Origin of the sequence: Halobacillus amylolyticus (genome assembly GCF_022921115.1) — a bacterium.
Taxonomy (GTDB): domain Bacteria; phylum Bacillota; class Bacilli; order Bacillales; family Halobacillaceae; genus Halobacillus_A; species Halobacillus_A amylolyticus.
In genome coordinates this window covers 3,604,811-3,624,396 of the sequence record NZ_CP095075.1, presented here as the reverse complement: position 1 = coordinate 3,624,396, position 19,586 = coordinate 3,604,811, and the positions used below count along the sequence as shown (strand labels likewise).

Below are 19,586 nucleotides of genomic sequence, written 5' to 3'. Positions count from 1 at the left end.
CAATGTGAAAAGGGGGTAGAACAGTGTCTGCAAAGGAAACGAAGGAAATAGATAAACATGAACTTATGGCTAAGTATGACAAAGAAAGCGCCTTTCGTACAAATTTAGGACCATGGGGCTGGGTGACATTAATCCTCGGCGGAGCTTTAACTATTTTTCAGCTATACACTGCTTTTAGAGGATCCTATGTGTCACTGGTTCAGGGGGCCCTCCATTTAGGGGCAGGCTTATGTTTGGTCTATCTCTTATATCCATTCAAGTCTTCCTTGACAAAAAAACGAGGTGTACCTTGGTATGATGCACTCTTAGCGATTGCCGCATTATTTTCTAACTACTATATTATCTACAATTATGAACGATTAATTAATGAAGCGATTATTTTTGGTTTTACGTACATGGATCAAATCGTCGCAACGGCGGGGATACTTTTATTACTTGAAGCGACGCGCCGTGTAGTTGGACTCCCGATTGTCATTATTGCGATCGCGGCTTTGCTTTATGGCCTGTTCGGGCAATTTATCCCAGTCATCGGTCACGCCGGTTATGACTGGCCTACACTGGCAACAGAGATGTTCTATAGTTCCAGTTCCATTTTTGGCATACCCATTCAAATTTCATCTACTTACATTTATTTATTCCTATTCTTTGGGGTCATTTTAGTTAAAACGAATATCGGGCAATTCTTTAATGATATTGCCTTACGTTTAACAGGCCGTTACACAGGTGGGACAGCGAAAGCGGCTGTTGCTGCAAGTGGGTTGCAAGGGATGGTAAGCGGAAGTTCAGTAGCAAATACAGTCGGCTCAGGATCGTTTACCATTCCTATGATGAAAAACGCTGGATTCAAGCCACATTTTGCAGCTGCATCTGAAGCCTCTGCCTCAACAGGTGGACAAATCATGCCGCCTATTATGGGGGCTGCCGCTTTTATCATGGCTTCCTACACTGGAATTCCTTATAATGAGATCATTGTCATAGCCATTATTCCGGCCGTTTTATATTTTGCCGGGGTGTTCCTAGGTACTCACTTTGAAGCGCGGAAGCAAGGAATTATGGGTCTTAAAAAAGAGGAACTCCCGAAAACGAAAAACCTGGCCAAACGAATCGATTTATTCCTGCCATTAGTCATCATTATCGGCTTTTTACTTGTTGGTTACACACCAACTTATGCTGCGTTATTCGCGATAGGGACAGCCTTTGTGATTAGCTTTTTCCGGAACGATACACGAATGTCCTTAAGAGGCATCATCAAGCTGCTGGAAGAAGGCGCGAGAGTAGCTCTTCCTGTCATTGCCGCCTGTGCGACGGCTGGAATTATTGCAGGAACGGTAACGACTACGGGACTAGGACCAAAAATTGCAGGGGGCATTATTGACTTGGCGCAAGGACAGTTTTTCCTCGTCATGTTCTTTACGATGATTGCCTGTATTATCCTAGGTATGGGACTCCCTACGACAGCGAACTATGTTGTAACAGCAACAATGGCTGCACCAGCTTTGTTAGCCTTTGACGTTCCGGTCATTGCTGTTCATATGTTTGTGTTTTATTTTGGAATCGTAGCCGATATCACACCGCCTGTATGTTTAGCGGCCTATGCAGGAGCAGGGATCGCAGGGGCGAATCCAATGAAGGCCGGAGTCACAGCCGTAAAACTAGCTATCGCTGCATTCATTATTCCTTATGTGTTTGTTTCCCAGCCGATTTTGCTCTTGCAGGGGGATGCCAACTTCGTGAATGTTTCGATTGCCGTCGTTACGGCCTTGTTAGGAATGGCCAGCATCAGTGCTGCCATGATTGGCTATTTTGTCAGCAAGGTGAATTGGCTTGAACGTATCTTTCTATTCGCTGGCGGGTTGCTGCTCGTCTATCCTGAGTATGTTATCTCTCTGGCAGGCTTAGCTGTTTTTGCTGTAGTGACAGCTCTGCAATTTATTCGAAATAATAAGAGTGGTCCAGGACAACAAGAAGCAACGACCTCGTAATAAACGGTTAATAATAAGTAATAAAGGGTCTGATCCAGGTGTACGAACATCTCGGATCAGACTTTTTTTATTCAAGCAATCTAACAGGCAAGGATGATCCCTGAAAAGTCTTCCACTTTAGCTATTTTAAGTTCCCCTACTTTTTATAACAATAGTACATTATGCAGTTTAAATGCCTGAATACCGCATTGTATGTCAAGACTATGGAAGATTAACAAGCTATTTGTCACATATTGTACAATGATCTATAATTAAAATAATTTCAGAAAACTCTAACCGATTTGAGGTGAAACAGTGAATTACTCGTTATCCCCCTTGGTGATCAGGCCATTGTTATTACGATTAGTGATGAGATTAATGAAGATGCACAAAATAAAGTACGCATTCTTTCCCACCTATTCGATCAAGAAAAACCTGATTGGATGGTTGAATACATACCCGCATTCACGACGGTTACGCTTTTTTATGATCCTCTTCAATTAGCTACTGATGATGTATTCCCCTACACAATAGTTAAAAAGAAGGTTGAGTCCCTGCTTTCAACTGTGAAAGAAGGTGAAGCGGAATCAGTCAGGACGATTGAGATTCCTGTATGTTATGGCGGTGAGTTTGGACCTGATTTAGAATTTGTTGCCGAGCATAATAACCTTTCAACAAAAGAAGTGATTGACATCCACAGCAGTGGTCAGTACACCGTCTATATGATTGGATTCGCGCCTGGCTTTCCTTTTATCGGTGGGATGTCCGAAAAAATTGCTGCACCGAGACGAGACTCACCTAGGCTCGCTATTCCTGAACGAACGGTAGGAATTGCTGGGATGCAGACTGGCGTCTATCCTATTGAAACACCCGGTGGCTGGCAATTGATTGGCCGGACGCCAATGAGGTTATTCACTCCAGAACAAGAGACTCCAAGTTTACTGCGTGCCGGGGATTTGATTACTTTTAAAGAAATCACCGAAGAAGAGTACCACAACTGGGAGGAGTCTATTAATGATGAAAATAATTAAGGAAGGATTGCTGACAAGTGTGCAAGACTTAGGGCGGACAGGCTATCAAAAATATGGTGTCATTGTAAGCGGCAGCATGGACCCATATGCACATCGAATAGCGAATTTACTAGTAGGTAATGATGAAGCGGAAGCGACGCTTGAGGCCACGCTGCTTGGACCTGCTATCGAATTTCAAGAAGACGTCCTCCTATCCATTTGCGGTGGGAACCTGTCCCCCACCATTAACGGTGAAAAAGTACATATGTGGAGAGCAATCTATGTAAAGGCAGGTTCCGTCTTAAAATTTGGTAAAAGTCAGTCAGGGTGCAGAGCGTATATCGCGATAGCTGGCGGCATGGATATACCAAATGTTATGGACAGTCAGTCGACCTATATAAGGGCAAAAATTGGAGGATATCAAGGACGGGCAGTAAAATCCGGTGATGAGATTTCGATCCGACCACCAGATCAGGAGCAGACAAGTAAACTGGCCCATATGCGTAAACAAATGCAAGACGGCCATTTTTATGAAACGGATTGGACACCGTCGGCCGATATGATCCCTGACTATTCTTCCCAACCACTGATCCAACTAATTAAAGGACCCCAGTATGCGTTATTTAATGAAGAAAGCCAGCAGAATATTTATAAGGAACCTTTTACGATCTCCTCCCAATCAGATCGAATGGGCTACCGTTTGAATGGAACAACCCTCTCCTTACAAAATCCTAAAGAGCTCATCTCGGAGGCTGTGGCATTTGGTTCGATTCAAGTTCCGCCTGACGGAAATCCAATTATCTTAATGGCTGATCGGCAGACAACAGGTGGTTACCCGAAGATTGGACAGATTGCTTCCGTTGATCTGCCTCTTGTAAGTCAGCTCAAACCAGGTGATCAAATTACCTTCACAGAGGTAACATTGGAAGATGCTCAAAAAGCTTTCATCCATCAGGAAAAGGCGATTCAACTCTTAAAGAGATCGATTACATTAAAAGGACAGGAGGACGTTTAAATGAGTTATTTAGTAGACATCAATTGTGATATGGGCGAAAGTTTTGGAGCCTACAAAATGGGGCGTGATGAAGAAATTCTCGATTACGTGACCTCAGCAAACATTGCCTGTGGTTTTCACGCAGGTGACCCATCAACAATGAGGAAAACAGTCAAGCTCGCTCTCGAAAAGAATGTCGGAATTGGGGTTCACCCGGGCCTTCAAGACTTGGCAGGTTTTGGCCGAAGGAATATTGCCATTTCGCCTAAAGAAGCCTATGATTTAGTCGTTTATCAAATCGGGGCCCTATCCAGTTTTGTAAAAGCAGAAGGCGGTCGCATCCAGCACGTTAAGCCGCACGGAGCCCTATTCAATATGGCTGCGAAAGATGCTGAATTATCTGAGTCCATCGCAGAGGCGGTCTATAACGTTGACCCAGGCATGATTTTATTCGGTTTATCTGGAAGCGAACTCGTTAAAGCAGGGGAAAAAGTTGGACTAAAAACAGCGAACGAAGTTTTTTCTGATCGTACGTACCAAATGGATGGATCACTTACATCAAGAACCGAATCAAATGCCCTGATTACCGACCCAGAAGAAGCAATCAAACAAGTCATTCGTATGGTAAAAGAGAAACAAGTGATGAGCGCCCAGGGTTCAGATGTTGAGATACAGGCTGATACGATTTGTATTCACGGTGACGGTGTGACCGCGCTCGACTTTGCTAAAAATATTTCAGCATCGCTTAGAGAAGCGGATATTGCAGTTAAAAAAATCCAAGATATACTATAACATCATAGATAGGAGTAGAATCCGATGAAAACAACCAACCGCAGTATTTTGATTGGTGCCGCTTTCTTAATGGCTACTTCAGCCATAGGACCAGGCTTCTTAACACAAACGACTGTATTTACTGAAACTCTTGCAGCGAGTTTTGGATTTGTTATTCTCATATCCATTATTATTGATATCGGAGCACAAATGAACATATGGCGAATCATTGCTGTCAGTGAAAAACGTGCCCAAGACATCGCAAATGACGTACTCCCGGGATTAGGTTATTTCCTGGCCGCCCTGGTTGTCGCCGGCGGACTCGCTTTTAACATTGGAAACATCGCCGGAGCGGGATTAGGAACGAACGTTTTGCTCGGCATAGACCCTAAACTGGGAGCAATCCTCAGTGGTGTTTTAGCGATTGGAATTTTCACAGTGAAAGAAGCGGGTCGTCTAATGGACCGCTTCACACAGCTTCTCGGATTTGTCATGATTGCTCTTACCATTTATGTGATGTTCACAGCCCAGCCCCCTGTAGGTGAAGCCGTTGCCAAAACGTTCGCGCCCGACACCATCGACTTCTTAGCTATCGTTACGTTAGTCGGAGGAACGGTCGGCGGTTATATTACTTTCGCCGGCGGACACCGTTTGATTGATGCTGGGTTAAAAGGGAAAGCAGCCCTCCCTGAGGTTACCAAAAGCTCTGTTTACGCCATTGGGGTAGCATCAATCATGAGAATCTTTTTATTCTTAGCCGTTCTAGGTGTGGTAGCCCAAGGCCTGCCTTTAGACGATGGCAATCCGCCCGCGTCCGTATTTCAGCACGCAGCCGGACAGGTCGGATATAAAATTTTCGGTGTCGTCATGTGGGCTGCAGCTGTCACTTCCGTTGTAGGAGCTGCCTATACGTCCGTTTCATTCCTAAGGTCGTTCAGCCCCGTACTAGAAAAATACCACAGATGGCTGACAATCAGTTTTATCACGATCTCCACCCTTGTGTTCGTGTTTGTAGGTCAGCCTGTAAGTATCTTAGTATTAGTTGGTTCAGTAAACGGATTAATTTTACCAATAGCTTTAGGTGTCATGCTAGTTGCTGCACATAAAACAAAAATTGTCGGCGACTACCGGCACCCATCCTGGATGACAATATTTGGAGCAATCATCGTTGTCGCAATGGCCTATATGGGTGTTATCACGCTTATTAACGGCATCCCGCAATTATTCAGTTAAATACAAAAAGAAGTCAACAGAACGCACACGTTTGTTGACTTCTTTTTTACTGTTCTTCTAGTTGGTCAGTAATTAACATGTGCCCGGGTGCATGGGCAATCATGATTGATGGTTTGACATTGAGGCCTACATTTTGCGGTGTTACACCACAGGCCCAAAACACGGGTGTTCGTTCACTCTCATTAAACGAAACACTTTCCCCATAATCGGGGTTTTGAAGATCAGCAATGCCAATTTCTGCTGGATTCCCGATGTGAATAGGTCCACCATGGGAGGTCTTGAATTTCTCAGTAATTTGGACTGCTTTTTCGATTTCGTCCTCTTTCAAAGCACGCATGCTGACAACCATGTTTCCCTCGAAGCGGCCTGACTTCTCACAAGGAATAGTCGTTTTGTACATCGGAACGACCCTGTCTTGTTCCTGGTGAAGGAGCCCGATGTCCTCCTCCGTTAGCGCCTTTTCGAAAGTAAAACTGCAGCCAATTAGAAACGTAACAAAGTCGTCTCGCCACTCATCTGTAATATCAACGACCTCTTTTTCTAGTTCCCCATTACGATAAATGCGATATTTAGGCAAATCGGTTCGAATATCAGCGTCAGCTATCCGGGGGTGAGTGACACCCGCTTCGAGTACATCAACTATCGGACATGACTTAGGATTCCGCTGGCAAAATAGCAGGAATTCAAAGGCATACTCCTTCGGCAAAATGATCATGTTAGCTTGTAAGTAGTTGTCACACATACCAGATGTTGTTCCTGTGTATTCGTTTGAGCGAAATTTTTCACGTTGCTGTTTCGGTTTCATACGACAGCCTCCATTTATTATTATCTGGTTAATATCATTATAAAAGAAGACCGCTGTAACTTAAATTAGAAACTCTTTTTGGCTGGAGAGTGGTATCTAACGTTTGGGCAGAATCTTGGTGATTTTGGGTAGAATCTTTTGAATTTTGGGTAGAATTATTGGAAAATCGGGGAGAATCCTATGATTTTGGGAATAATCTTTTCAGTTTTGGATCGAATCCATTCCCGAATCATACAATCGTTACAATCAATGTCAGTACCGCGATAGACTAAATGCTTCGTATGTCGTCATAAGCTTCCCCCCTTTCTTGCAGGGAGTTCAGCTTCCTCCTTGCTTATGTAGTTGCTATTGCTATTATGATTCTATCATTAGAATATCGAAAAAACTATCCAATAATCACAGATAAGCTGCCCATAGATTGGGCCCCTCCTACTCCCTCTAAATAATAAAAGCCAGAGATTTGCTCTCTGGCCTTCACTCCTTATCTTTTTATCGAAATCGTTTGTGATTGATTTACCTTTAATGGCACAGTCAGAGTCCCTTGATCTGGAATGAGTTCTTCCTGTCGATCTTCATTCAAATTGGTTCGGTAAACTTCTTTTACTTCGTCACCAAAATGATAGATAGCTTCAGAAGCCTCATCCGATGGGTTAAATACCCTTAGGACCAAAGTGTCATCCTGTTCAGATTTTTTCAGTGTACTTAGCACAGCGTGTGTACCTTCCTCTTTCAAAAGTTGAAACGATAGAGGTGTCTTAACTCCTGATTCATTTAATTTCATCGCATTATAAGGAATCTTATTATACGTATGAACAGGCGTTAGATATTCTTTGGCCACTTTGGCCACATTTGCTTGTAATGTACTCCCCTTGTGTAGATATAAGGCAAAGTCCAGCGTAAGTTTTCCGATCATTTGAGAATCCGGCGTCGGCAGCTTAATCCCTGAAGGTCTACCTGGTCGGCGTATCATATCAGCTTTACCTAAGTGACCTATGCTTCTAAATAACGTTAAAGCAATCGTATCATAGTACTCCCCTACGATTTCGTACTCCCTCGTACTGTTTGTCAGAACACTTATACCATACCGCTCATTAGATAATCCGATAAAATTCAGCATCGGATAGATTGGGTCCGGACGTTCACTCCAGTTTTCCTCTTGCCACACATCCATAGCCGCATCATAAACATCCCTTTTGATATGGCCAAACTGGTTATCAGCAATAGAGAAGGACGAGCTAAGTCCTGTTGGAATATACGTACGCAACCGATGATCTTTAGCAAAATTGTCTAATTCACACGTAACCTCAATGATTGGTTTATGATTTGAGATGGAAAGGTTAAAGTGTACATCCACTTTACTTGTTCTCTCTCCAGCCTTGCGCTCCTTGATATCCTTTGGTACATCCATAGAGTAGCGAATATCAATGGATGCAGCGTAATCGTTTTGTTCAAGTGCAACATCAGCCTCCACATCGTCACTGAAAATTAACTCTTCGTTCTCAAGTGGAGAATAATCATATTCATCTCCATCGTCGCCGCCATTTTCCAGTAAAAGGACTTGGTCAAAAGATTTCTCTAATTGTTTATCCCAAATGTTTAACGAACCATTGCTATTCACGGAAATCTTGTAATAATCGGTTTCTATCGACTGTTTGTTCTGTTTACTATGACCACGGGACTCTTGACCCTCTTTGACAAAAAGAGTTCGATAGCCCATTGCCGGAAGTGTTGCTTTAAGCTGGATTTTATACTGAATAAAAGGCTCATAATTCCCATAATGAACAATCTGTCTATCAATCAAGCCAGGATCAATTTCTTCGGCCTGAAGGACCTCATATTCGACAGCTTCTCCCTCTTCATTTTCCAACGAAAAGGCACTGTACTTCGAGATGATTTCCATCGTTACTACCTCTTCTCGTTCATAAGGAAGAAAGTTGAACAGGGTTAAGCGATCCATGTCATGGCTCGTTTCCATAGAATCGACCATCTGCCGTTTGTAAAACTCGATCAGCTGGTCTGTTTTTTCTTCTGCCAAAAACAGGCGATTCGCTATTTCACGATGGACTTTATCTGAACAACAGCAGCCAATACTGTCATGGGCGTGATTTTTCATAATTTCCTTCCAAATCAATTCGATCAACCCGTGATGATACTCAAAGCCTAAATCATAAGCCATTGAAGCTAACGGTTCTAGTAGATTGGTAATCTTGTTTTCAACACGAGTATTGGCTGCTTTAATATCCATCCGTGTTGAAAAAATACTACGGTGAACACGCATATACTTACCGTCTAAAAATTCACCATTTAATGTCGCAAGATTTGCTTGTTTTTCTAGTTCAGCAAAGATATTTTCGTATTTACTTAGGAAAAACTCACGATCTGGATAGAGCTGCTTCAATTTCTCCATAACCTCGTAAATATCTTTTTGAATCGGCATTTGATCATGACCATTTGGAAGTAACTGATGATCAGTTGTAGCTCCGCGGTCAAGTACCGGGAAATATTTCTCCATGCGTTGCTGTAAAGCCGCTTCGTCCTGCGGCAAATATTTTCCGATTGCATAACCAAGTGGCAGCAGTTGCACAAGAACCTTAGATCCATCCTTTGTCTCCCAATGAAATTCTGTTTTATCGGTCCCGTGCCGTTCTGACGTACCACGCCAGAAGATGGTGTACTTAATGTCAAACCCATTAAGAATATGAGGCATCTGCGCCGATTGTCCAAACGAATCAGGTAGATAGCCGATCATCATCGGATTGCCAAATTCCTTGCTGTCTTTGATTCCATACAGTAAATTTCTTACGATCGACTCGCCGCCTACTACCATTTCATCTGTTTGCGTGTACCATGGACCGATGATGAGCTTACCTGCTTGAACAAGTTTCTTCACACGATCCTTTGCTTCAGGTTTGACAGCGAAATAGTCCTCTAAAATAGATGTCTGTCCATCTAGGACATAGTAAGGATAGTCAGGATCAGTTTCCAAACGGTCCATGATTTCTTCCATATTATTAACGAGTAAAATACGTGATTCCTCGGTAGAAAAATACCATTCACGATCCCAATGCATGTGGGGGACGATGTGCACCTGCTTCATTCGTAATCCCTTCCTTACTTCTATTAGTTCACAGCTGTTTCCATTTGTACGTTTTCTTCAGCCTGTGTCATTGTTCTAGGTTGCTTTTTCAGTTTATTTTTACGTGTAATAATCAGTAATACCATGGATATAAATGCACCTATCAAGGCAGATCCGAGCCAAATACTAGCAGCTGCAAATAATGGTGGGCCATCTAATAGAGCTAGTGAAAAGATTCCTGCTCCCGGAACATTTAATCCTATTCCAAAGTAAGCCACAATTCCGCCTGTCACTGCTGAACCAGCAACCAATGAAGGAATAACCCGGATCGGATCATTGATCATAAACGGAATAGCACCTTCAGTAATCCCAGCTAAGCCAAGAAGCCACGTTTGCTTCCCAACTTCTTGTTCAGGTTTCGTAAAGTACTTTTTACCAACAATCGTAGCCCCTGTTACAGCAAAAGCTGAAACCATTTTGATAGAGGCGAAGGCAGCGTACGGCATAATATTTCCACTTGCCATCGCTCCGATACAGAACGTGTAGGCAGCCTTATTGACAGGTCCACCAAGGTCAAAGGAAACCATCGCACCGAGAATCGCTCCAAGCAAAATAGCATTTCCACCTGATAACCCTTCAAGCCAACTGATTAGTCCGTTGTTCAGGGCAGCCAGAGGCTCTCCAACAACAAACAACATAATCGCGCCGACTGAAAGTGTACCGACAACAGGATAGAGCCAGAAACTTACAAATCCTGCAAACGTGCCAGATGTTTGCACATGTTTCTTCAAAAACTTAATAATGTAACCAGCTAGGAGACCACCGAGCATACCACCTAAAAAGCCACTGCCGATTAAGTTCGCAGCGATACCAGCAGCAAAGCCTGGTCCAAGTGCCGGTTTATCGGCAATAGAGTACGCCATGTAAGCAGATAGCACGGGAACCATGATTGTGCCAAGCATCGTCCCACCTAATTGACGGAGCAGCCAAAGCCAGGAACCTTCTTCTGCGTACACATCCTGTAATCCAAACGCTTGTGAGACTAATACAGCAAAGGCAAGCGTCATTCCCCCTGCTACAATAATCGGGATAATATATGAAATACCAGTCATAATCGAATCTTTTATCTCTGTCTTAAACGGTTTATTCTCAGGCTCGTCGTCCTCTATCGCTTCTTGAACATCTTCTGCTGCCTTTGGGGATTGATTCGACTTTTCTATCGCTTCTTCAAGAATCCCTTTGGCATTTTTCAAAGGCGCAGCAACCGTTGTCGTAACTCGTGGCAAGCGTGAGAATCTTTCCCGATCCTTCACAGCAACGTCTGCTGCAAAAATCACCGCATCAGCCCGGGCGATTTGACCTTTCGAATGGCGATCCTCGATGCCATTAGCTCCCTGTTTTTCAACGATAACTTTTACATTTAATTCATTCCCTGCCCTGACCAGAGCTTCTGCAGCCATATACGTGTGAGCAATTCCCGCTGGACAGGCCGTAACAGCAAGAATTGTTTTATCAACTTGTTGTTCAGTTGCTTCCTGCTGCTCTTCTTCATGATCAAGACCTATGAAGAACTCTTCACTTGTTTTCGCTTTCATAAGTCTTTCTTTATAAGCTGGATCTGCTAACCTTGTCATTAATTCAGCCAACAAATTAAGATGCGTTGATCCAGCTTCATTTTCCGGGATCGCTAATAGCATGACGAGCTCAACCTTGTTCTCTTCGTCAATGCTCTCCCAATCCTCTAAAGGGGTTTCAAGCGTAGCAACCGCAAAGGCCGCTTCCTTTACCGCCGTGGATTTACCATGAGGAATGGCTAATCCTCCTTCAAAACCGGTAGGAGATAAAGACTCTCTTTCAAGAACGGCCTGGTAGAAATCCTCTTTGGAGTGAAGCTTGCCATTGTTATTCAGCTGGTCTACCAAATAACGAATCGCTTCATCTTTGGTAGAAAAGGACTGATTCGTAGTTATTAAGTTAGATGAGGTCAAACTTTGTAATCTCATCACTTTGCCTCCTCAAGTGCATAATTGAAACTTGACCTCAGCTTAGCATAGGGAAAGTAAGCGTTTGCTTATTTTGAAAAAAGTACACGAACAAACAGAAGGAAACCGTTTTCATGTGTATTTATACACATTATACGTTTTCCCAAATGATAGTAGATAATACTTGAAGGGCTAGCATGACTGGAGTTTTATCAGAGGTATTATAGTTCTCAAGCATACGCTTAGGGGAATAGAAGAAAAATTTATAGTCAGCTTTAGCCTGTAATGTGTTGCGTGTAAAGTGGGTTAACGAGATGATTGTGACACCTCTTGACTTGGCTAAGTCGACCATTTCTACAATTTGCTTCGTTTCACCAGACATGCTGATCAAAAAGAGAACATCCTGTTTGTTGGCATGGTTAATCGCATAAACCGCATCATGACGGTGTAAGAAAAACTCAGCCGTTTTCCCGCCAATTTTAAGATGGGTAGAGAGAATCTCGCAAAATGGGACGGTATCCCCAACACCAAAAACGTAGATATGATTAGCCTGATGAATCTTTTTCGCGATTTCAGCGAGCCTATCATGATCCAGCAGCTCGAGTGTACGTTTCATATTGTATTGAATACTGGTGTCGTGGTTTGATTCCTGTTCCTGTACTTCTTCCTTAAGACTATTTTTTAACTGTGAAAACCCGTCGTACCCTAACTTTTTTGATAACCGCGTGATCGTATTAGGCACCGTATACAGTGTTTTGGCTAATGATTGGATCGACATGCTAACCACAGTTGATTTATTCTCAAGTATATAATCGACAACTTGGTCATCCGTATCATTTAATTTGTACTCATATTTATGAGCACGATCTTGTAAGTTCATCGTTAACTCACCTCTATCGTTCGTGTTAAAAAGTAGCCCTATTATAACATGCTATAATACGGCAGCTTGCAAAAATATTTTCCTGTGAGAAAGCGGTGTTATGATACAATGACCTTTAATGAGTTGAACTATTCAAAGAGGTGTTAAACAAAAATGTACAATGAACCCATTTTTCTACAACCCGAATTTAAACAACGCCTATGGGGCGGAACGAAACTTAAAGAGATTTTCAATTACGAGATACCCTCGGAAACCACTGGCGAATGCTGGGGATTTCTGGACATTCTAACGGATCAAACCTGATAAAGAATGGACCGCTTCGGGGAAAAACGTTAGCTGAAGCCTGGAATAATCATAGAGAACTTTTCGGAAATGAAGAAGGCGATGAGTTTCCATTACTCGTAAAAATATTGGATTCAAAAAAGGATTTATCTGTTCAAGTTCATCCTGACGATGAGTATGCTAGGAATGTTGAAGATGAAACCTATGGGAAAACGGAATGCTGGTATGTGATTGATTGTGAGGAAGGGGCCGAAATTATCTTTGGCCACCATGCTAACAGCAAAGAAGAACTGGCCTCAATGATTGAGAATGGGCAATGGGACGAACTGCTTCATCGTATCCCTGTCCAGCCCGGGGAATTCTACTATGTTCCAAGCGGGACGATTCATGCGATCGGGGAAGGGATTCAAATTTTGGAAACCCAGCAAAGTTCGGATATTACCTACCGTGTTTACGATTACGATCGTACAGACAAAGATGGTCAGAAACGTGAACTGCACTTAGATCGTTCACTTGATGTGACGAATGTGCCGCACGTGAATCCATCTCTTGAACGCGATCATGCACTAGAGGCTGGTGTCCGTACTGAGAAGTTAGTGGAGGAAGCCTATTTCACTGTTCATCACCTAAGTTTAGATGGGAAAAGTAATCCGATCATTTACGAGAACTATCAACTGTTCAGTGCTTTAGAGGGTGAAGGCAACATTATCACAGATGAAGGGGTGTTTCCATTCAGCAAAGGGGATCACTTCATCATCCCTGCAACCGTTGAGTCCTACACGGTAGAGGGAAGAGCTTCACTCATTACTTCACATTCAAATAAGTAACGATACAAAAATAAGCCACATTCCCTTTTACCAATTGGAATGTGGCTTATTTTCATTTAGATGCTAAAAGAAGTGCACCCTTGACTCCCGCCTCATCTGTCAATCCAGGAGGAACAATATATCGATCTATGTTTTCAGCAGATAGAAACGGTGAGCTTACATAACCCGCTAAGCTTTCCATTACATTTTTTCGAATCAGGTCAAAAAGGTGTTCCTGCTGCATCACACCGCCACCCATAATAATCCGCTCTGGTGACAAGATATAAATATAATTAACGAGAGCTTGGGCTAAATAATGTGCTTCGATTTCCCATACTCTCTCATCGTCGGCCAATTCCTTGCCTGCTTTCCCCCAACGTTTCTCAAGTGCAGGTCCAGAAGCCATTCCTTCTAAGCAATCATTATGATAAGGACACGCTCCTGCAAACGAATCGTCATCATGACGTTTCACGGCAATATGTCCCATCTCAGGATGTGACAATCCGTTTAATGTGGTCCCGTTCACGATCGCTCCAGCTCCAATGCCCGTGCCTACAGTAATATAGAGACAAGAATCCACATCGGTTGCATTTCCCCACTCTGCCTCAGACAAAGCAGCTACATTGACGTCGGTGTCCACCTTTACAGGCACATGTAACTGGTCAGCAAGCCTTTTGGCAAGTGGAAAATCCACCCAGTCGATCTTCGGAGTGTTTTGAATCGTTCCATAACTGTCACTCGCTTCATTTACATCAATGGGGCCGAAGCTGCCAATCCCGATACGCTCGACCCCTTTGCCTTTGAAAAACTGATAAACAACCGGCATCGTTACATCCGGATGCTCTGTCGGAATGACTGTTTTTTCAAAAATATCCCCTTGTTCATTGCCAATCGCACAGACAAACTTCGTTCCGCCAGCTTCAATTGCACCTAATTTCATCCCATCATTTCCTCCCTATTATATATGGATCGCGTCTTCTCTTAAACTCCAAGCCTGTACATTCATTGAAGTTGAGTTGCTAGTCTTAAGTTCAAGCCTTTGTTCCTCAGGATCAGCAAACATCCTTGACGTGAACACTTCTTCACCGCCATTGATGAAAATTTCAACAGATGAACGATCGATGAACAACTGCAGCTGCTTTAATCCTTGAGGCAGGCGACAGCTGCGTGACTCAAGATTTCCTCCTGCAAAGTCAGGACGCTTCAACGTTAAAAGTTCAGTATCCTGATCATAGATCAACTGCATATAGCTGAATAAAGTCAGCTCGAATCCTTCAAGGGACTCCCCTTCTATGTGAACTTCAGACACTCTTTCAATCTCATAGACTCCTGATTTTACTATTTGTTCATCGTACCATTGCTTTACCCGTAATTCTGACAACTCTTCCACTGGCTTCTGGATCAATTTTCCCTTTTCAAGACGCAGTTCTCTCGGGATTGTCATACTGTGGATCCAGTGGTAATCATGGGTCGGCTGGCTCTTTTCATTGTGATCAGGACCGCCCAGCCAACCGACAAGCAGTCGTCTTCCTCTATCATCACACGTCGTTTGCGGGGCGTAGAATTCAAAGCCTCGATCTAGCTCTACAAAGCGACCATGCTTATACTCCGCTTGTCTATAATCGAGTTCACCAATGACATAACCTGTCTGATAGAGATTATTATAGTCGATCCCATCAGCTTCCACACCTTGTGGTGAAAAGATCAGCACCTCTTCGCCATCCAATGAAAAAAAGTCCGGGCATTCCCACATGTAGCCTAGATAACCGAACTCTTCCCTCGTTGAATGTGATAGATTCCCTCTGAAGACCCATTCCTTCGTATCCGCTGATTCAAATAATACGACACATCCATAGTGATCTGCACTCTGGGCACCAACCACCATATACCAGTGATCTTCATGCTTCCAAACTTTCGGATCACGAAAATGGGCGGTATATCCTTTTGGAAGATAGATCTCCACACCATTTTTCACAAAATCGACACCATTATCTGATTCTGCCGAGCATTGATAGGTCTCCCTATTCCCGTTCTCATCCTTAACATTACCGGTATAGAACACTTTCAATTTTCCTTGATCGGTTATGGCACTGCCAGAATAGCAGCCGTTTTTATCATACCATTCACTCGGCGTTAGAGCGATGGGCTCGAGTGTCCAATTGACCAAATCGCGTGAACTGTAATGTCCCCAAAATTTCGCTCCATGGCCTGTATGAAAAGGCATCCATTGAAAGTACAAATGATAGATTCCCTTCCACTGGATCCAGCCGTTCGGATCGTTCAGTAAGCCGACAGGAGGAGAAAGGTGAAAACACTGCCGGTACGGATCCTGCCGAACGACTCCCTCGTATTTTTCAATAGCTTGATAGGCTTGCTCTCTTAAACTTTGGTCGTTACTCATTTCATTCCCACCTTCATGAAAAAGAAGACCCAGTAGACGCTACTAGGTCTTTTTTCAATATAATTACTCGTTGATATTGTGATCTTTATCATTGAACCCAAACATATACGTTAATCCAAAGGCCACTCCAATTGCTACAATATTAACAAGCAAGTAATAAAAAATTTGCTCATTCAAGTAAAGCAGTGTTCCGGGGATAACTGTAATCGCCATCCCTGTTGCCTTAAGTCCTAAAATAGCCGCCAAGAAACCACTCACACCGCCACCGATCAGTCCCATTATGAATGGTTTCCCATAACGTAAGTTGACACCAAAAATCGCTGGCTCGGTAATACCGAGAAAAGCGGAGATTGAGGAAGGAAAGGCAAGAGCTTTTAGTTTTTTAGACTGTGTTTTCATTCCGACAGCTAAAGCCGCTCCACCTTGGGCTGCGATAGCACCTGTGACAATGGGATTAAATGGGTTATATCCTAAGTTTTCAAGCAATTGGATTTCCAAAAAATTGAAAATGTGATGAACACCAGTAATGACAATAATTTGGTTAAAGAACCCAATAATAAGTCCACTTAACCCAAAAGGCAGACCTAGCAATGCAAGCGTTCCTGAGAAAATCCAATTTTCTACTAAGTGCAGGATCGGACCAAGAACCATAAGTGACAATGTAATCATCACAAGTAACACAAGAAACGGAGTTACGATCAGATCGAGTGCTTCAGGTACACGCTTCCGGCACCATTTTTCAAATTTAGCACCTACAATCCCGGCGAAAAACGCTGGTAAAACTGATCCCTGATAGCCAATGACGGGAATGAAGCCTAGAAAATAAATCGGCTCTGCTGTTCCACCTGCCACTGCCCAGGCATTTGGTAATGAAGGGGAAACAAGCATAAGTCCTAGAACTAACCCGATGATCGGGGTCCCGCCGAACACTCTAAATGTCGACCAGGCCACAAGAGCTGGCAAGAAAACAAAGGCAGTATCTGTTAACACTTGTGTAAAAAGGAGGAAGTTTTCCGAAATATCTTCAGGCGCTAAACCAAACCACGCTAATACAGCTTCTTGCGTGAGGAGGCCGCGTAGCCCCATGAATAGACCCGTGGCTACGAGCACGGGAATGATCGGCACAAACACATCACCAAACGTACGGATCGCTCTTTGAAAAGCGTTCCCCTGCTTAGCTGTTTCCTCTTTCATTTCCGACTTTGATGTACCAGTGACTCCTTGATTGGTGACCTCTTCATAAATCCGATTCACTGTCCCTGTACCAAAAATAATTTGATACTGACCAGAGTTATAAAAAGCACCCTTTACTTTATCAATCCCCTCAACAGCTTCCACATCAACCTTTTCACGATCATGCACCATAATACGCAATCGTGTAGCACAGTGAGCAATAGATTGGATATTTTCTTCTCCACCTACGGACTTGATGACTTGTTTGGCAATTTCCGAGTTACTAGCCATAGTAATAAATCCTCCTTTTATACATTTTGTGTGATCGATTCCACATTGATTAAAAAAATGAAAGATAGTATTTATAACAATAAATAAGGAATCGATTACACATACAACAAAAAAATATAAGCGTTTACATTGATTTTAAAAAAATATGTGTGTAATCGATTACACACAAGCTATTAATTGGTACTATACACTATCTCTGCTGATCAGTCTATAGGTTTGCACAAATTTATCATCCGTTTTTTGATTTTTCATCTGGGCAAGTAAGAGTTCAGCAGCCTTTCTCCCCGCTTCTTTATTGTGATATTGTATCGTTGTTAATGATGGGGAAACATATTTCGACATGGTAGATGCACCTATCCCCGTAACGGCGATATCTTCTGGGATCCGGTAGCCCTGTTCTTTCAAATATTCCATCGCACCAATTGCCATCCGATCAGTTACAACAAAAACAGCTGTCGGGCACTGGTCGCCACAACGTTTAAGGATTCTCTTCATCCCCTCATAACCCGATTCAATACTAAAGTCCCCCACTTCCATGAAACGATCATCGATGGCATAACCATGCTTCTCTAAGGTATTCACGTAAGCATTTTTCCGCAAAACTCCAACAGCAGGATCATCTTCCCCAACTCCAATAAAAGCAATCTTTTCATGGCCTTTCTGAATGAGCATGTTCGTCATATCAACAGCCGCATGATAATCATCATAGACAACAGATGTAAAGCCAGGTAACGCCTGTCCAAGAGAAATAAACGGCAGATTGGTTTCAGTTACCGCTTGAATTAATCGATCATTCACATTGGTTGAAAGCAAAATGATCCCATCCACGTGACGGCTCTTTAACAACCGCACATATTCAATTTCTTTCTCTTTATCAAGCTCTGTATCCGTAAGTAAAATTTGAAAATCCTCTTTGGCCACTACTTCATTGATTCCACCAACGACGCGGCTCGCTGTCTCCGTACTGATTTTTGGAAGGATCACACCGATAACCCCTGATTTCTTTGTGCGTAATGACTTAGCAGAGACGCTAGGCATATATCCTGTTTCTTCAACAATCTTTAGGATGCGTTTCCTTACGTCTTCACTCGCATACCCGCTATTATTCAAAACACGTGATACCGTCGTCCGTGATACGTTAGCCATTTTTGCGATGTCATTGATTGTCGTCATACTTGATCCTCCATCGTTTTCATATCTATATTCATTTTATGGGAAAAGGGTCGGGATGTCTATGAGAGGACGACGATGCTTATAAAATTTTCCCTTCTTGTTCGTAACAATATTTTAAACATCTCGTGCTTCCATTATTGTTATGGCTTATGTATGGTTAAACCCACTGGGGTTGCACGACTTATAAAATCTGTCATACGTTAATGTTTGGGGTTGACTGTATTCTTTATACAAATAAATATTTATATGGTAAGTTTTACTTGTGTGGTACTTTTCTGGTCTTTGTAAATTATTTGTTCTAACTTATAAATGAAAGGAGTCATAGAGGTGATGGAAACGAAAATTTATTGGGGCGTTTATTGGATTTTTGTTGTCAGTGGTTTCCTATCTTTCTCATCTATCTTCTTCCAAGAATACGGCATTATAACTACTGTCATCCTCACTTTTCTATGTAGCTTATTCAGTTGGGCGTTTGCAATGATGTTAGGAAAGAGCAAACTAATCTATATTAGTGTCTTACTTTTAATTGGTCCCTATTTACTTTTATTATCAAGATACTTTATTTAAAAGTAAGCGTGTGTCAAAAAATGGACACTCTCGTAATTGAAAAAGTTCATGAACGGCAGGATAAGCTTGTTGGTCAACATCAATCTATATCACTCAAAAAAAAGGCCTATCGGCAATTAGCTGATAGCCCTTTTTTTGAAACTATTTCACTCACAGGGTTGGTGAAAACGATATATACTTG

15 protein-coding genes are annotated in these 19,586 nt (G+C 42.7%); 7 read left to right on the top strand and 8 right to left on the bottom strand.

What is annotated here, in order from left to right; genetic code table 11:
- Window positions 1-65: 65 nt before the first annotated feature.
- From MUO15_RS18275 to MUO15_RS18255, 5 genes are all read left to right on the top strand, one after another.
- Complete coding sequence (locus MUO15_RS18275) at window positions 66-1,982, top strand: TRAP transporter permease (RefSeq protein ID WP_245036084.1); 1,917 nt, start codon at window positions 66-68, stop codon at window positions 1,980-1,982.
- A 308-nt stretch (window positions 1,983-2,290) separates the two neighbouring features.
- Window positions 2,291-2,992 (top strand): 5-oxoprolinase subunit PxpB, encoded by a 702-nt coding sequence (gene pxpB, locus MUO15_RS18270; RefSeq protein ID WP_245036083.1) that lies wholly within the window; start codon window positions 2,291-2,293, stop codon window positions 2,990-2,992.
- Window positions 2,976-3,986 (top strand): 5-oxoprolinase subunit C family protein, encoded by a 1,011-nt coding sequence (locus tag MUO15_RS18265; RefSeq protein ID WP_245031563.1) that lies wholly within the window; start codon window positions 2,976-2,978, stop codon window positions 3,984-3,986. The genes pxpB and MUO15_RS18265 overlap by 17 nt, the downstream gene beginning before the upstream one ends.
- The gene (locus tag MUO15_RS18260; RefSeq protein WP_245031561.1) at window positions 3,987-4,757 is read left to right on the top strand and encodes a LamB/YcsF family protein; all 771 of its coding nucleotides are present in this window, start codon (window positions 3,987-3,989) and stop codon (window positions 4,755-4,757) included. It abuts the gene before it with no gap.
- A 24-nt stretch (window positions 4,758-4,781) separates the two neighbouring features.
- Window positions 4,782-5,969 (top strand): NRAMP family divalent metal transporter, encoded by a 1,188-nt coding sequence (locus MUO15_RS18255; protein WP_245031560.1) that lies wholly within the window; start codon window positions 4,782-4,784, stop codon window positions 5,967-5,969.
- 46 nt (window positions 5,970-6,015) lie between these two features.
- Here the strand turns inward: MUO15_RS18255 and MUO15_RS18250 are convergent, their stop codons facing one another.
- From MUO15_RS18250 to MUO15_RS18235, 4 genes are all read right to left on the bottom strand, one after another.
- Window positions 6,016-6,774 (bottom strand): putative hydro-lyase, encoded by a 759-nt coding sequence (locus tag MUO15_RS18250; protein ID WP_245031558.1) that lies wholly within the window; start codon window positions 6,772-6,774, stop codon window positions 6,016-6,018.
- 481 nt (window positions 6,775-7,255) lie between these two features.
- Entirely contained in the window at window positions 7,256-9,871 is a 2,616-nt protein-coding gene (gene mngB, locus MUO15_RS18245; RefSeq protein WP_245031556.1) for a mannosylglycerate hydrolase, read from the bottom strand.
- Window positions 9,872-9,894: 23 nt separating this feature from the next.
- Entirely contained in the window at window positions 9,895-11,853 is a 1,959-nt protein-coding gene (gene mngA / locus MUO15_RS18240) for a PTS 2-O-a-mannosyl-D-glycerate transporter subunit IIABC (protein WP_245031554.1), read from the bottom strand.
- Between the two features lie 130 nt (window positions 11,854-11,983).
- Complete coding sequence (locus MUO15_RS18235) at window positions 11,984-12,712, bottom strand: MurR/RpiR family transcriptional regulator (protein ID WP_245031552.1); 729 nt, start codon at window positions 12,710-12,712, stop codon at window positions 11,984-11,986.
- A 263-nt stretch (window positions 12,713-12,975) separates the two neighbouring features.
- Between MUO15_RS18235 and manA the strand changes: the two genes are divergently transcribed.
- Window positions 12,976-13,821: a mannose-6-phosphate isomerase, class I gene (gene manA, locus MUO15_RS18230; protein WP_318036173.1), complete on the top strand. Its 846-nt coding sequence runs from the start codon at window positions 12,976-12,978 to the stop codon at window positions 13,819-13,821.
- Between the two features lie 52 nt (window positions 13,822-13,873).
- Here manA and MUO15_RS18225 read toward each other — a convergent pair whose 3' ends face one another.
- From MUO15_RS18225 to MUO15_RS18210, 4 genes are all read right to left on the bottom strand, one after another.
- Window positions 13,874-14,740 (bottom strand): ROK family protein, encoded by an 867-nt coding sequence (locus MUO15_RS18225; RefSeq protein WP_245031550.1) that lies wholly within the window; start codon window positions 14,738-14,740, stop codon window positions 13,874-13,876.
- Window positions 14,741-14,758: 18 nt separating this feature from the next.
- Window positions 14,759-16,201, bottom strand: a complete 1,443-nt coding sequence (locus tag MUO15_RS18220) for a sucrose-6-phosphate hydrolase (protein WP_245031548.1) — start codon at window positions 16,199-16,201, stop codon at window positions 14,759-14,761.
- A gap of 63 nt (window positions 16,202-16,264) precedes the next feature.
- Window positions 16,265-17,665: a sucrose-specific PTS transporter subunit IIBC gene (locus tag MUO15_RS18215; protein WP_245031546.1), complete on the bottom strand. Its 1,401-nt coding sequence runs from the start codon at window positions 17,663-17,665 to the stop codon at window positions 16,265-16,267.
- 183 nt (window positions 17,666-17,848) lie between these two features.
- Window positions 17,849-18,838, bottom strand: coding sequence for a LacI family DNA-binding transcriptional regulator (locus MUO15_RS18210; protein WP_245031544.1), 990 nt, complete (start codon window positions 18,836-18,838; stop codon window positions 17,849-17,851).
- Window positions 18,839-19,165: 327 nt separating this feature from the next.
- Here MUO15_RS18210 and MUO15_RS18205 point away from each other — a divergent pair, with 327 nt between their 5' ends.
- Window positions 19,166-19,405 (top strand): hypothetical protein, encoded by a 240-nt coding sequence (locus MUO15_RS18205; RefSeq protein WP_245031542.1) that lies wholly within the window; start codon window positions 19,166-19,168, stop codon window positions 19,403-19,405.
- Window positions 19,406-19,586: the final 181 nt, after the last annotated feature.

Excerpts from the sequence above, each read along its gene's own strand:
- MUO15_RS18275 (WP_245036084.1), top strand. The coding sequence starts at position 66 with ATGGCTAAGTATGACAAAGAAAGCGCCTTTCGTACAAATTTAGGACCA.
- MUO15_RS18265 (WP_245031563.1), top strand. The coding sequence starts at position 2,976 with ATGATGAAAATAATTAAGGAAGGATTGCTGACAAGTGTGCAAGACTTA.
- MUO15_RS18260 (WP_245031561.1), top strand. The coding sequence starts at position 3,987 with ATGAGTTATTTAGTAGACATCAATTGTGATATGGGCGAAAGTTTTGGA.
- MUO15_RS18255 (WP_245031560.1), top strand. The coding sequence starts at position 4,782 with ATGAAAACAACCAACCGCAGTATTTTGATTGGTGCCGCTTTCTTAATG.
- MUO15_RS18250 (WP_245031558.1), bottom strand. The coding sequence starts at position 6,774 with ATGAAACCGAAACAGCAACGTGAAAAATTTCGCTCAAACGAATACACA.
- mngB (WP_245031556.1), bottom strand. The coding sequence starts at position 9,871 with ATGAAGCAGGTGCACATCGTCCCCCACATGCATTGGGATCGTGAATGG.
- mngA (WP_245031554.1), bottom strand. The coding sequence starts at position 11,853 with ATGAGATTACAAAGTTTGACCTCATCTAACTTAATAACTACGAATCAG.
- MUO15_RS18235 (WP_245031552.1), bottom strand. The coding sequence starts at position 12,712 with ATGAACTTACAAGATCGTGCTCATAAATATGAGTACAAATTAAATGAT.
- manA (WP_318036173.1), top strand. The coding sequence starts at position 12,976 with ATGCTGGGGATTTCTGGACATTCTAACGGATCAAACCTGATAAAGAAT.
- MUO15_RS18225 (WP_245031550.1), bottom strand. The coding sequence starts at position 14,740 with ATGAAATTAGGTGCAATTGAAGCTGGCGGAACGAAGTTTGTCTGTGCG.
- MUO15_RS18220 (WP_245031548.1), bottom strand. The coding sequence starts at position 16,201 with ATGAGTAACGACCAAAGTTTAAGAGAGCAAGCCTATCAAGCTATTGAA.
- MUO15_RS18215 (WP_245031546.1), bottom strand. The coding sequence starts at position 17,665 with ATGGCTAGTAACTCGGAAATTGCCAAACAAGTCATCAAGTCCGTAGGT.
- MUO15_RS18210 (WP_245031544.1), bottom strand. The coding sequence starts at position 18,838 with ATGACGACAATCAATGACATCGCAAAAATGGCTAACGTATCACGGACG.